The sequence below is a fragment of the Streptomyces sp. SID4985 genome, assembly GCF_009863025.1.
Lineage (GTDB): Bacteria > Actinomycetota > Actinomycetes > Streptomycetales > Streptomycetaceae > Streptomyces.
This window is the reverse complement of sequence record NZ_WWIR01000540.1, coordinates 1-13,419: the sequence shown is the minus strand read 5'-3', so window position 1 is coordinate 13,419 and position 13,419 is coordinate 1. Positions and strand designations below refer to the sequence as shown.

The following is a 13,419-nucleotide window of genomic DNA, read 5'->3' as shown; positions in this document are numbered from 1 at the left end:
GTACAGCGCGGCCCACCCGTCGAGCTGGGCGGCGAGCGCGCCGAGCAGGCCCTCGGGGCCGGTGGTCAGGGCCTGCCGGGTCAGCTCGCGCTGGGCGGCGAAACCGGCGGTGACGGCGCGGTACTGCTCGGCGGCGATGGCGGCGGAGACGGCCTTGCTGATCGCGAGGAAGGGGGTGCGGCGGGGCACCTCCAGGAGCGGCAGGCCCTCCTCGCGGGCGGCGCCGAGCAGTGCCTCGGGGATCTCGTCGTAGTTGACCCCGACGGCGAAGCCGATCCCCACGACCCCGGCTCCGGCCAGCCGCTTCACGTACCGGCGCATCGCCTCGGGGTCCTCTGCGTCCAGCTTGAGCGCGGTGACGAGAAGGAGCTCCCCACCCTCCATGTACGGCACGGGGTCGGCCAGTTCGCTGACGTGCGCCCAGCGGACGGGCACGTCGAGCCGGTCCTCGCCCGCGCGGACGGTCAGCTTGAGCGCGGAGTGCTGGACGAGCGAGGCGAGGGTCGGGGGCATGGGGCCTTCAGGTCGGAGTGGTCCGGCGGGTCGAAGCGGTACGGCTTGCCGCGGTACGGCTTGCCGCCGCCGGAGATCAATTGGCCGCCGCGTATGAACGGCCCACCCCGATTCTGCCTCACCGTACGATCCCGGTCGCCCCTCCCCGCCTCACCCCCGCAGATCCACCAGCAACGGCGGCGCGTGCTCCCCGCGCACGGTGGTCAACGACAGCACGGCATGCCCGGGCGGCACCGCGTGCGCGAGCTCGGAGGCGGACCAGCGCTCGCGTTCTACCTGGCGGACGGTGACCGCGCGGGCGGTGGGCGCCTTGCCGGTGATGACGCGGCGGAGCATGTGCACGGCCTTGCCCGCCGGGGTCTCGGCGATGATCTGCCGGTCGGTGACGTCGCGGGTCTCGATCCACTCCTTGCCCCACACCTCGGCGAAGTCCTGCCCGTCCCAGGGGGTGAGACCGGACAGGGCCATCCGGCAGCCCGTGGCGCCGAGCAGCGGGCCGCGCAGCGGCCGGGGCACGTCGTCCAGGGTGCGCAGGGTCAGCACCGCGCCCGCGTTCGCGGAGCGCAGCCGCTGGATGCCGCGTACGGCCTCGGGGGTGACGACGCCGCCCGCGTCGTCCAGGAGCAGGCAGGCGAAGAGCGAGCGGTCCTCGCGCGCCGTCACGCTCGCCGTGAACTGGGCGAGGACCAGCCGGGCCAGGATGCGGGAGGCGTCGGCATGACCGCGCTGGGGCAGGTCGACGCGGACCCGGACCGGGTGGTCGAGGGCCTTGAGCGAGAACGGCCGGGACTGCCCGGAGGTGTCGAAGAAGGAGGCGAAGGCGGGCCGGTCGAGCAGCGCGATCCGGTCCGCGAGCACCGCACCCACATCGCCAGGGTGCGCCAACTGCCGTTCGCGTGCGTCGAGTTCGCGCATCAGCGAGGCGTGTCCGGTCTCGGTGAGCGCCTTACGGAGCGCGGCGAGCGGGCCGGGAGCGCCGTCGAGCAGCCCGCGCAGCTCGGGCACGGAGGGAAAACGGCCGTGGACCGCGCGGAAGGGCCCGAGGAGCTGGGCGAGGACGGTGGTGGAGCGACGGCTGTCGCTGCCGGGGTGCGGGTCGGCCAGGTCGCCGACCAGGGCCTCGGCGAGTATCGCGGCGGCCTCGTCGGGGTCGGTGGTGCCGCCGTAGAGGTCGAGGTCGTAGGCGGAGTCGGGGTGGCCGATCCGGATGACGACGTCGTACGCCTCGGCCGGACCGAGGCCCGCGCCCGCCGCGCCGACGACGACCACGGCGGCCCGGCCAGCGAGCGCCTGGAGGCACATCGACTCCGCGAGCGGCCTGATCAGGCTGCCGGTCTTGCCCGCGCCCGCCGGACCGACCGCGACCAGTGAGGTGCCGAGCAGCTCGGGGCCGAGCGCGAGCCCGGCGCCCCGGTAGCGGTAGGGGTTGCGCGGGTCGTCGGCGGTGGTGCCGACCCGGACCTGCCCGGTGAGCAGGTCGTGGCGGGCCTGCCGAGCGGGCAGGTCGCGGTCGCCGGAGGGGTGCGGGCAGGCGGCGGCGCCGTCCTTCACCACCGAGGCGGTGAAGGCGGCCAGGTTGTGCAGACCGGATCGCACCCCCTGCCAGGCGCGGCCGATCCGGGCGTGGTCCACGTCGCGCATGTGTCCGGCGCGGGCATCGGCGGCGAGCCGGTCTGCCGCCTCGTGCGCGCCTGCGGCCCGCAGCTCGGGCCAGCTCGCGGGGTCCTGCGCGGGAGTGGGCGGAGGCTGCTCGGGCGGGGCGGCGCGGCGCCAGGCAGGCGGTCCGTAGCGCCGCCAGACCTCGGCCCAGCGCCCGAGCCGGAAGACGGCGAGGAGCAGGGCGCCGCCGATGAGCGTGTAGTACGAGTACCAGAGGACGGCGGTGCCGACCTGGCTCTCGGTCTCCAGCCAGGCGTCGGGCGCGAGCAGCTCCAGGGGCAGGGTCCACCAGCCGCCGAGGTAGCCGTTCCACAGCAGGGACCACACCAGCCAGCCGACGAGGAACGAGATCAGCGCGCCGCTCAGCAGTTGGCGGCCGGGGATCGTCTCGGGCTCCTCCTCGGGCCGGGCCCGGTGGCCGAAGCGCCAGACGCCGGGCGGGGCGGTGGGGCGGGGAGCGCGCAGCCAGGCCAGGAAGGCGTTGCCGTCGGGCCTGGGCGGGGTGCCGGGCGGCGTCGTCGGCATGGGCGGCACCGCAGAGCCCTGGGGCGGTACCGCCGGACGCGGCACCGGCCCCGCCTCCATGCCCCGTGCGTCCCGCGTGCCGTCGCTCTCCATCGCCGTTGCCCCCTGAGCAGCCGCTCCGTCCACCGTCAGCGAGTCAATCTAACGCCCCGGAAAGGGGAGTTCACCGGTTACGCGGCCGGTGTCCGGGACCGGCCGTCCGGGGCTCGCACCCACTGCTATGTCCACGGCGGACAAGCGCCATGCCGGACAACGCCCACATGGAGCATGACCACCCCCCGGCAACGGTCCTAACCTGCGAGAAAAGAAGACAAGCGTCCGTAATCACCCCCAGGAGCCCCGCATGACCGCACTTCCGCAGGAGCGCCGCGTCGTCACCGCCATTCCCGGCCCGAAGTCGCAGGAGCTTCAGGCCCGCCGCACCGCGGTCGTCGCCCAGGGCGTGGGCTCCACGCTGCCCGTCTTCGTGACGCGCGCGGGCGGCGGCGTCATCGAGGACGTGGACGGCAACAGCCTGATCGACTTCGGTTCCGGCATCGCCGTGACCTCGGTCGGCGCCTCCGCCGAGGCCGTCGTACGCCGCGCGAGCGCGCAGCTGGCCGACTTCACCCACACCTGTTTCATGGTCACCCCGTACGAGGGCTACGTCGCCGTCGCCGAGGCGCTGGCCGAGCTCACCCCGGGTGACCACGCCAAGAAGTCCGCGCTGTTCAACTCCGGCGCCGAGGCCGTCGAGAACGCGGTGAAGATCGCCCGCGCGCACACCAAGCGCCAGGCGGTCGTCGTGTTCGACCACGGCTACCACGGCCGTACGAACCTCACGATGGCGCTAACGGCGAAGAACATGCCGTACAAGAACGGCTTCGGCCCGTTCGCGCCCGAGGTGTACCGCGTCCCGGTCGCCTACGCCTACCGCTGGCCGACCGGCCCGGAGAACGCGGGCCCCGAGGCCGCCAAGATGGCGATCGACCAGATCACCAAGCAGGTCGGCGCGGACAACGTGGCCGCGATCATCATCGAGCCGGTGCTCGGTGAGGGCGGCTTCATCGAGCCGGCCAAGGGCTTCCTGCCGGAGATCGTGAAGTTCGCCAACGACAACGGCATCGTGTTCGTGGCCGACGAGATCCAGTCCGGCTTCTGCCGCACCGGCCAGTGGTTCGCGTGCGAGGACGAGGGCATCGTCCCGGACCTGATCACCACCGCCAAGGGCATCGCGGGCGGTCTGCCGCTCGCCGCCGTGACGGGCCGCGCCGAGATCATGGACGCCGCGCACGCGGGCGGCCTCGGCGGCACCTACGGCGGCAACCCGGTGGCCTGCGCCGCCGCGCTCGGCGCCATCGAGACGATGAAGGAGCAGGACCTCAACGGCAAGGCCAAGCGCATCGAGGAGGTCATGAAGGGCCGCCTGGAGGCGATGGCCGAGAAGTTCGACATCATCGGCGACATCCGCGGCCGCGGCGCCATGATCGCCATCGAGCTGGTCAAGGACCGCGCCACGAAGGAGCCCGACGCCGCGGCCGCCGCCGCACTGGCCAAGGCCTGCCACCAGGAGGGCCTGCTGGTCCTGACCTGCGGCACCTACGGCAACGTGCTCCGCTTCCTGCCCCCGCTGGTCATCGGCGAGGACCTGCTCAACGAGGGTCTGGACATCATCGAGCAGGCCTTCACCCGCATCTGAGCCGGGCCTCATCCGGCCACGGACCTGGACGGACACGGCCACGGACCGTGCCGGGTACGGCGCCCTCGGGTGCCGTACCCGCAGGCCGTGTGAAGAACGTGTGCGAGGTGGATGGCGGGACCGGATTCCGGCTGCCCAAGCGGCGAGGACTGCCGTAGGTTCTCGTCCAGAAGAGAGATACACCTCGCCCCCAGGGGACTGCGGGCGGGTTCAGGCCGGAGCATCCCCAGCTTCGACCTGGTCGTGCCCTCGCGCACACAGCCGGGGCCCGACGGCTCCGGGATCTCCTCACCGATCGGACGGCCGCCGCCCCAAACCCCCCGGGGCGCGCGGCGTTTCCGGTCCGGACGGCCGCCTCGGAACCACCCCCCCCCTGTTCCGGGGCGGCCGACCTCCTTCTCGGACGCACGCCTAACGGACCTGCGAAGCTGGGGCGGTGTCCCTCCCCCGCCGCACTCCGCACGCCGTCCTGCTGACCCTGCCGAGCCTGCTGTTCGCGCTGCTCACCTGGCAGGTGCTCGTCCACGGACCGCTGCTGCGGGAGGACGCCCGGCTCAGCCGGGACCTGGTCCACCCGGACCGCTTCTCGGAAGTGCTCTCCGACCTCGGCAACGTCCAGGTCGCCGTCCCGGTGCTGCTCCTCGCCGCCGGATACGCCGCCGTGCGCGGGCGAGCCGCCGGTACGCGCCGCTGGTGGCGGCCCCCGCTCGCGGCGGCCCTGCTGATGGCCCTGCTCCCCGCGCTGGTCGTCCCGCTGAAGCTGTGGGCCGCGCGGCCGGGGACCCCCGTGGTGCCCCCGGCCACCGGCTACTTCCCCTCCGGCCACACGGCGACGGCGTGCGTCGCGTACGGCTCGGCGGTCCTGCTCCTCCTCCCCTGGTGCCGCACGCCCGCGACCCGCCGCACCGTGCCGGCCATCGGCGCCGCGCTGGTCCTCGCGGTGTCGTACGGCCTGGTCCGGCGCGGCTTCCACTGGCCGCTGGACGTGCTGGCCTCCTGGTGCCTGGGCACGGTGCTGCTGACCGCGCTGGCGCTGGTGCTCAGCCGAAGTAGCCGTCGAAGGTCCGCTGGAACTCCCAGTTCGCGAAGCGGTCCCAGTTCACCGACCACGTCATCAGACCGCGCAGCGCGGGCCAGGTGCCGTGGGTCGCGTACGAGCCGCAGTTCGTCCGCTTCGTGAGGCAGTCCAGGGTCTTGGTGACCTCGGCGGGGGCGACATAGCCGTTGCCCGCGTTGACCGAGGCGGGCATGCCGATGGCGACCTGGTCCGGGCGCAGCGGCGGGAAGACGTTGTTCGCGTCGCCCGCAACCGGGAAGCCGGTGAGCAGCATGTCGGTCATGGCGATGTGGAAGTCGGCGCCGCCCATGGAGTGGTACTGGTTGTCCAGGCCCATGATCGGGCCGGAGTTGTAGTCCTGGACGTGCAGCAGGGTGAGGTCGTCGCGCAGGGCGTGGATGACGGGGAGATAGGCGCCACAGCGCGGGTCCTGGCCGCCCCACTTGCCGCTGCCGTAGAACTGGTAGCCGTTCTGCACGAAGAAGGTCTCGGGCGCCATGGTGAGCACGAACTTCGCGCCGTACCTGGCCTTGAGGGTCTTCAGCGCGGAGATCAGGTTGACGACGACCGGGGTGGTCGGGTTCTTGAAGTCGGTGTCGCCGGTGTTCAGGGACAGCGAGTGGCCCTCGAAGTCGATGTCGAGGCCGTCGAGGCCGTAATCGTCGATGATCTTCGAGACGGAGGAGACGAAGGCGTCGCGGGCGGCCGTGGTGGTCAGCTGGACCTGGCCGTTCTGGCCGCCGATGGAGATCAGCACCTTCTTGCCCGCGGCCTGCTTGGCCTTGATCGCGGCCTTGAAGTCGGCGTCGCTCTCGACGTTGGGGCACTCCGAGACCGGGCAGCGGTTGAAGCGGATGTCGCCGGAGGTGACGGAGGTCGGTTCGCCGAAGGCCAGGTCGATCACGTCCCAGCTGTCGGGCACGTCGGCCATGCGGGTGTAGCCGGAGCCGTTGGCGAAGCTGGCGTGCAGATAGCCGACGAGCGCGTGGGTGGGCAGGTTGGACGAACCGCCGCCTCCCCCGCCGCCGTTGGCCTTGGTCGTCGCGGTCACGACGGCCGACTTGGCCGACTCGCCCGCGTCGTTGGCGGCGGTGACCTGGAAGCTGTACGCGGTCGAGGGCGTCAGGCCGCTCACGGTGGCCGAAGTGCCGCTCACCGTCTGGACCTTGATGCCGTCGCGGTAGACCGCGTAGCCGGTCGCGCCGGAGACGGCCGACCAGGACAGGGCGACCGAGGTGGCGGTGACGGTACCGGCGGTCAGACCGCCCGGTGCGGCGGGCGGCTGGGTGGTGGAGCCGCCGCCGGGGCCGACCAGGGAGATGTCGTCGGCGTTGTAGGCGCCGGTGCCGTACCAACCGTGCGTGTACAGCGTGACCTTGGTGGTGTTCGGCCCGGTGGTGAAGGTGGTGGTGAGCTTCTGCCAGTCGGGCGCGGACTGGGTCCAGGTGGACACGTCGGTGGTGCCGGTGCCGTTCGCGCCGAGGTAGACGTAGGAGCCGCGCGCCCAACCGGAGAGCGTGTAGGCGGAGTTGGGGCGCACGGTCACGCTCTGCGTGCACTGGGCGTTGTCGCTGCCCTCGGGGGTCGCCTGCAGGGCGGAACTCCCGCTGTGCACGGGCGAGTTGACGGTGGTCCCGGCGGTGCAGGTCCAGCCGGAGAGGCCGGACTCGAAACCGCCGTTGACCACGGCGTCCGCGTCGGCCGCACGGGCGGCCGACGAGAGCGCGGTGATGCCGGGCACGGCCAGGGCCGTTGCCGCAAGGAAGGCGACCAGAGGTCTGGAGCGATCCACAAATGCCTCCAGGCATGGGGGAGTTGGAGGTCAGGGGTGCACCAAATTTGGTCCAGACCAATCCCCGTGTCAAGTCGCCCGGGGGCTATCCGTCTCCCTCCCGGGCCAGTCCGGCGGCGGCCTCGTGCATCGCCAGCTCCAGCAGCGCCGGGTCGGTGAGCGTGCCGGAGCCGTCCGGCGGCACCAGCCAGCGCACCCCGTGCGTCGGCCGCCCCGGATACGGCACGACGATCCACGTGCCGGACCCCGCCGTACGGATACCGGTGCCGAGCCAGCGGGCCGCGGTGCCCGGCGGCACGAAGAAACCCACCCGGTTGTCCCCGAAGTCGGCCAGCACCGGGCCGGGTTGATCGAGGACACGGGTGAGCACGTCGAGCGTCGGATAGCCGAGGTCACCGGGCAGGATCAGCACGTCCCACGCCTTGCCCGCGGGGAGCAGAGCGACCCCGAGGGGACTGCGCTCCCACTCCCAGCGGCACGCGTCCGGATCCGGCGCGACGGATGCCAGCCACTCCACCGCCGTCTTCGCCCCTGTCATGAGCAGACCTCCCTCTCTCACCTGGACGCCGTCGCGCCCGGGAGGGAGAGGGAGGTCGGCCGGGGAGCATTACGCGGCTTTCCGGCACTCTTTCGGGTGACCCAGGTCACACAGCGGATCCTGAGCGGCGAGGCCCTGAGACCACGCCACCCTGGCCGCCCCTGTGAAACGGCTCAGCTGTCGAACCCCAGCCCCATCCGGTCCATCGCCCGCAGCCACAGATTCCGCCGCCCCGCCTGTGCGTCGGCCCTGGCCAGCGACCAGCGGGTGAGCGCGATCCCGGTCCAGGCGAAAGGCTCCGGCGGGAAGGGCAGCGGCTTTCTGCGCACCATCTCCAGGCGGGTGCGCTCGGTGTCCGCGCCGTCGAGGAGGTCGAGCATCACGTCGGCGCCGAACCGGGTCGCGCCGACCCCGAGCCCGGTGTACCCCGCCGCGTACGCGACCCGGCCCCGGTGCGCGGTACCGAAGAACGCCGAGAAGCGCGAGCAGGTGTCGATGGCGCCGCCCCAGGCGTGGGTGAAGCGGACGCCCTCCAGCTGCGGGAAGCAGGTGAAGAAGTGCCCGGCCAGCTTGGCGTACGTCTCCGGCCGGTCGTCGTACTCCGCGCGCACCCGGCCGCCGTACGGATAGATCGCGTCGTAGCCGCCCCACAGGACGCGGTTGTCGGCGGAGAGCCGGAAGTAGTGGAACTGGTTGGCCGAGTCGCCCAGGCCCTGGCGGTTCTTCCAGCCGACCGACTCCAGTTGCGCGGGCGTCAGCGGCTCGGTCATGAGCGCGTAGTCGTAGACCGGCACGGTGTACGAGCGCACGCGGCGCAGCAGGCTCGGGAAGATGTTGGTGCCGAGCACGACCTTGCGGGCGCGGACGGCGCCGTAGGGCGTGGTGACGGCCATGCCCGCGCCGTACGGCTTCAGGGTGAGGGCGGGGGTGTGCTCGTAGATCCGCACGCCGAGGGCGAGGCAGGCCCGCTTCAGGCCCCAGGCGAGCTTGGCCGGGTGGACCATGGCGACGCCCCGGCGGTCCCACAGCCCGGCCTCGAAGGTGGGCGAGTGGATCTCGGCGCGCAGGGCGTCGCGGTCCAGGAACTCCATGCCGTCGGCGAGGCCCTTGTCCTGGAGTTCGCGGTGCCAGTCGCGCAGTTCCCACGCCTGGTAGGTCTCGGTGGCGACGTCGATCTCGCCGGTGCGCTCGAAGTCGCAGTCGATGCCGTGCCGGGTGAGGGCGGCCTCGATCTCGTCGAGGTTGCGCGTCCCGAGGTCCTGGAGTGTGCGGATCTCCCCCGGCCAGCGGGCCAGGCCGTTGGGCAGGCCGTGGGTGAGGGAGGCGGCGCAGAAGCCGCCGTTGCGGCCGGAGGCGGCCCAGCCCGCCTCACGGCCTTCGAGGAGCACCACGTCGCGGCCGGGGTCGCGTTCCTTGGCGTTGAGCGCGCTCCACAGTCCGCTGTAGCCGCCGCCCACCACGAGCAGGTCGCACGTCTCGGTCGTGGTGAGGGCGGCCTCGGCCTGCGGCCTGCCGGGGTCTTCCAGCCAGTACGGGACCGGCTGTGCTTCGGAGAGAGAGGAGATCCAGCTGTCTTTGCCACGGCTCATGGCGCTCGGGGCCATGATTTCAACTCCCTACAGGGCTGCTACGCCTTGTGACGGCTCACGCCTTCTGACGACCGCGCCGGCCCGTGACGAGCATCGAGACCAGCACGAACAGCACGGCGACCAGGAACATGGCCGTGCCGATGACATTGATCTGGACGGGCGTGCCGCGCTGTGCCGAGCCCCAGACGAACATGGGGAAGGTGACGGTCGAGCCCGCGTTGAAATTGGTGATGATGAAATCGTCGAAGGACAGCGCGAAGGAGAGCAGCGCGCCCGCCGCGATTCCGGGTGCCGCGATGGGCAGGGTGACCCGGCAGAAGGTCTGCACCGGGCCCGCGTAGAGATCGCGGGCGGCCTCCTCCAGGCGCGGGTCCATCGACATCACACGCGCCTTGACCGCGGTGACGACGAAGCTGAGGCAGAACATGATGTGGGCGATCAGAATCGTCCAGAAGCCGAGCTGCGCGCCCATGTTGAGGAACAGGGTGAGCAGCGAGGCGGCCATGACGACCTCGGGCATCGCCATCGGCAGGAAGATCAGCGAGTTGACCGCGCCGCGCGCCCGGAACCGGTAGCGCACCAGCGCGAAGGCGATCATCGTGCCGAGCGCGGTGGCGCCGAGCGTGGCCCACAGAGCGATCTGGAGGCTGAGCGAGAGCGAGCCGCACATGTCGGCGACCCCGCACGGGTCCTTCCAGGCGTCGGTGGAGAACCGCTGCCACTCGTAGTTGAAGCGGCCCTTGGGCTTGTTGAAGGAGAACACCGTCACGACGATGTTCGGCAGCAGCAGATAGGCGAGCGTGAACAGGCCCGCGATGACCACGAGCCGGCGCTTGAGCCAGGTGACGAGCGGCATTTAGACGAGGTCCTCCGTCCCGGCCCGGCGGATGTAGAAGGTCACCATGGCCAGGATCGCGGCCATGAGGATGAACGAGAGCGCGGCGGCCGTCGGATAGTCCAGCACGCGCAGGAACTGGGTCTGGATGACGTTGCCGATCATGCGGGTGTCGGTCGAGCCGAGCAACTCGGCGTTGACGTAGTCACCGGCCGCCGGGATGAAGGTGAGCAGGGTGCCGGAGACCACGCCGGGCAGGGACAGCGGGAAGGTGACCTTGCGGAAGGTGGTCCAGGGCCGGGCGTACAGATCGCCCGCCGCCTCGTGCAGCCGCCCGTCGATCCGCTCCAGCGAGGTGTACAGCGGCAGGATCATGAACGGCAGGAAGTTGTACGTCAGCCCGCACACCACCGCGAGCGGGGTCGCGAGCACCCGGTCGCCCGCCGTCCAGCCGAGCCAGCCGGTGAGGTCGAGGAGGTGCAGGCTGTTCATGGCGTGCACGACCGGGCCGTTGTCGGCGAGGATCGTCTTCCAGGCCAGGGTGCGGATCAGGAAGCTGGTGAAGAACGGCGCGATCACCAGCACCATGATCAGGTTGCGCCAGCGGCCCGCCCGGAACGCGATCAGATACGCCAGCGGATAGCCGAGCAGCAGACAGAGCACGGTCGCGGCGGCGGCGTAGAGCACCGAGCGCAGGAACTGCGGCCAGTACTCGGCGAGGGCGTCCCAGTACGTGGCGAAGTGCCAGGTGACCTGGTAGCCCTTCTCCAGCGAGCCGGTCTGCACGGAGGTCGACGCCTGGTAGACCATCGGCAGCGCGAAGAACACGACCAGCCACAGGATGCCGGGCAGCAGCAGCCAGTACGGGGTGAACCGGCCGCGCCTGCGGGGTGGCTTCGCGGGCGCGGCCGCGGTGCGGGGCGGGGGCGCCTCGGTGAGCGTCGGCATCAGACGGCCGCCTCTTCCTCGGTGCCCGCGTCTATGTCCTGAGCGGCGTCCAAGGCGAAGGTGTGGGCCGGGTTCCAGTGCAGGACGACCTCGGCGCCGGGGACGAGCCGGGTGTCGCGCTCGACGTTCTGCGCGTAGACGGCGAGCGCGCCCGCGACCGGGCTGTCGATCATGTACTGGGTGGAGACACCGATGAAACCGGCGTCCGCGATGGTGCCGGTGAGGCGGTTGCGGCCCTCGGGGACGGAGCCCGCGTCGTCGGCGTGGGTGAGCGCGATCTTCTCCGGGCGGATTCCGGCGAGGACCTTCTCGCCGGTGGCCGCCGGGGTGGCGCAGCGGGCCGAGGGCAGCAGCAGCTTGCCGTCGCCCGCGCGCAGCACGATCTCGTCGCCGCTGCGGGAGTCGACCTCGGCCTCGATCAGGTTGGAGGTGCCGAGGAAGTTGGCGACGAAGGTGGTGCGCGGGTTCTCGTACAGCTCGGCCGGGGAGCCCTGCTGCTCGACGCGGCCCGCGTTCATCACGGCGACCGTGTCGGCCATGGTCATGGCCTCCTCCTGGTCGTGCGTGACATGGATGAAGGTGATGCCGACCTCGGTCTGGATGCGCTTGAGCTCCAGCTGCATCTGGCGGCGCAGCTTGAGGTCGAGGGCGCCGAGGGGCTCGTCGAGGAGGAGCACCTTGGGGTGGTTGATCAGCGCGCGGGCGACCGCGACGCGCTGTTGCTGGCCGCCGGAGAGCTGGTGCGGCTTCTTGCGCGCCTGCTCGCCGAGCTGGACCAGCTCCAGCATCTCCTCGACCTGCTTCTTCACGCTCTTGATGCCGCGCCGGCGCAGGCCGAAGGCGACGTTCTCGAAGATGTCGAGGTGCGGGAAGAGGGCGTAGGACTGGAAGACCGTGTTGACCGGCCGCTTGTACGGCGGCAGGTGCGTGACGTCCTGGTCACCGAGGCGCACGGTGCCGCAGGAAGGTTCCTCCAGCCCGGCGATCATGCGCAGGGTGGTGGTCTTGCCGCAGCCGGAGGCGCCGAGCAGGGCGAAGAAGGAGCCCTGGGGCACGGTCAGGTCCAGCGGGTGCACGGCGGTGAAGGCACCGTACGTCTTGCCGATCCCGTCGAGGCGGACGTCTCCGCTGCCGTCTGTCGTCGTCTTCATCCTCGTCACGCCCCTGTGAGCTTCGCGAATTTTTCTTCGTAGGCCGTCTCTTCCTTCTGGCTCAGGGAGCGGAAGGCGTGGGACTTCGCCTGCATGACCTTGTCAGGAACGATCAGCGGGTTGGCCGCCGCGTCCCGGTCGATCTTGGCAAGCCAGGGCTTTACCCCGTCGACCGGAGTGACGTAGTTGATGTAGGCGGCCAGCGCGGCGGCCTGCTCGGGTTCGTAATAGAAGTCGATGAGCCGCTCGGCGTTCGTCTTGTGACGTGCCTTGTTAGGGATCAGCATATTGTCCGACGAGGTGAGGTATCCGCTGTCGGGTATGACGAAGTCGACGTCGGGGCTGTCCGCCTTGAGCTGGACCACGTCCCCGGCCCAGGCGACACAGGCCGCGAAGTCGCCCTTGGTGAGGTCCGCGGTGTAGTCGTTGCCGGTGAAGCGGCGGATCTGTCCCTTGTCAACGGCCTTCTGCAGACGGGCGATCGCCGCGTCGTAGTCGTCGTCGGTGAAGCGCGCCGGGTCCTTGCCCATGTCCAGCAGGGTCATCCCGACGCTGTCGCGCATCTCGGAGAGGAAGCCGACCCTCCCCTTGAGCTTCGGATTGTCGAGCAGGTCCGAGACGGATCTCACCTCGACGCCGTCGAGCGCCTTCTTGTTGTAGGCGATGACCGTGGAGATGCCCTGCCAGGGGTAGGAGTAGGCGCGGCCCGGGTCCCAGTCCGGGCTGCGGAACTGGGCCGACAGGTTGGCGAAGGCGTGCGGGAGGTGGGAGGCGTCGAGCTTCTGCACCCAGCCGAGCCGGATCATCCGGGCGGCCAGCCAGTCGGTGACCACGATGAGGTCGCGGCCGGTGTCCTGGCCCGCGGCGAGCTGCGGCTTGATCTTGCCGAAGAACTCGTTGTTGTCGTTGATGTCCTCGGTGTAGGCGACCTTGATGCCGGTGCGGCGCCGGAAGGTGTCCAGGGTGGGGTGGCTCTTGTTGTCGTCGGCGACGTCGATGTACTCGGTCCAGTTGGAGAAGTTCACCGTCTTCTCCCGCGCCGAGTGGTCGTCAGCCGGAGTGCCGCCGGGTGCCCGGCCCGCCGGGGGGATCCCGCAGGCGCTCAGGGCCCCGAGTCCCCCGGCGGCGAAGGCG

General features: G+C 71.2%; 10 protein-coding genes and 1 pseudogene. 2 read left to right on the top strand and 9 right to left on the bottom strand.

Going from position 1 to position 13,419, the window contains the following annotated elements; translation table 11 throughout:
• Both GTW40_RS23370 and GTW40_RS23365 read right to left on the bottom strand, forming a co-directional pair.
• On the bottom strand, positions 1–513 hold a 513-nt coding region (locus tag GTW40_RS23370; protein WP_202486311.1), incomplete at its 3' end, for a PucR family transcriptional regulator ligand-binding domain-containing protein.
• Positions 514–663: 150 nt separating this feature from the next.
• Complete coding sequence (locus tag GTW40_RS23365; RefSeq protein ID WP_161182148.1) at positions 664–2,790, bottom strand: ATP-binding protein; 2,127 nt, start codon at positions 2,788–2,790, stop codon at positions 664–666.
• Positions 2,791–3,040: 250 nt separating this feature from the next.
• Between GTW40_RS23365 and gabT the strand changes: the two genes are divergently transcribed.
• A complete protein-coding gene (gene gabT, locus GTW40_RS23360) occupies positions 3,041–4,375 on the top strand; it encodes a 4-aminobutyrate--2-oxoglutarate transaminase (protein WP_161182147.1) in 1,335 nt (444 codons plus the stop codon).
• 436 nt (positions 4,376–4,811) lie between these two features.
• Positions 4,812–5,474 (top strand): annotated as a pseudogene (locus GTW40_RS23355) (phosphatase PAP2 family protein); the annotation flags it as partial.
• On the opposite strand, the gene GTW40_RS23350 reads toward GTW40_RS23355, so the two are convergent.
• From GTW40_RS23350 to GTW40_RS23320, 7 genes are all read right to left on the bottom strand, one after another.
• On the bottom strand, positions 5,416–7,224 hold the full coding sequence (locus GTW40_RS23350; RefSeq protein WP_161182146.1) for a glycoside hydrolase family 18 protein: 1,809 nt from the start codon (positions 7,222–7,224) through the stop codon (positions 5,416–5,418). The pseudogene GTW40_RS23355 and the gene GTW40_RS23350 overlap by 59 nt on opposite strands.
• A gap of 85 nt (positions 7,225–7,309) precedes the next feature.
• Entirely contained in the window at positions 7,310–7,762 is a 453-nt protein-coding gene (locus GTW40_RS23345) for a hypothetical protein (protein WP_161182145.1), read from the bottom strand.
• A gap of 173 nt (positions 7,763–7,935) precedes the next feature.
• Entirely contained in the window at positions 7,936–9,366 is a 1,431-nt protein-coding gene (locus GTW40_RS23340; RefSeq protein WP_161182144.1) for an FAD-dependent oxidoreductase, read from the bottom strand.
• Between the two features lie 40 nt (positions 9,367–9,406).
• On the bottom strand, positions 9,407–10,207 hold the full coding sequence (locus tag GTW40_RS23335) for an ABC transporter permease (protein ID WP_161182143.1): 801 nt from the start codon (positions 10,205–10,207) through the stop codon (positions 9,407–9,409).
• Complete coding sequence (locus GTW40_RS23330; RefSeq protein WP_161182142.1) at positions 10,208–11,134, bottom strand: ABC transporter permease; 927 nt, start codon at positions 11,132–11,134, stop codon at positions 10,208–10,210.
• Positions 11,134–12,294 carry an ABC transporter ATP-binding protein gene (locus GTW40_RS23325; protein WP_161182141.1) on the bottom strand — a complete coding sequence of 387 codons (1,161 nt, stop codon included), beginning with the start codon at positions 12,292–12,294 and terminating at the stop codon, positions 11,134–11,136. The genes GTW40_RS23330 and GTW40_RS23325 overlap by 1 nt, the downstream gene beginning before the upstream one ends.
• Positions 12,291–13,419, bottom strand: a 1,129-nt coding sequence (locus GTW40_RS23320) for a spermidine/putrescine ABC transporter substrate-binding protein (RefSeq protein ID WP_161182140.1), incomplete at its 5' end; no start/stop codon positions are given. The genes GTW40_RS23325 and GTW40_RS23320, both read right to left, overlap by 4 nt.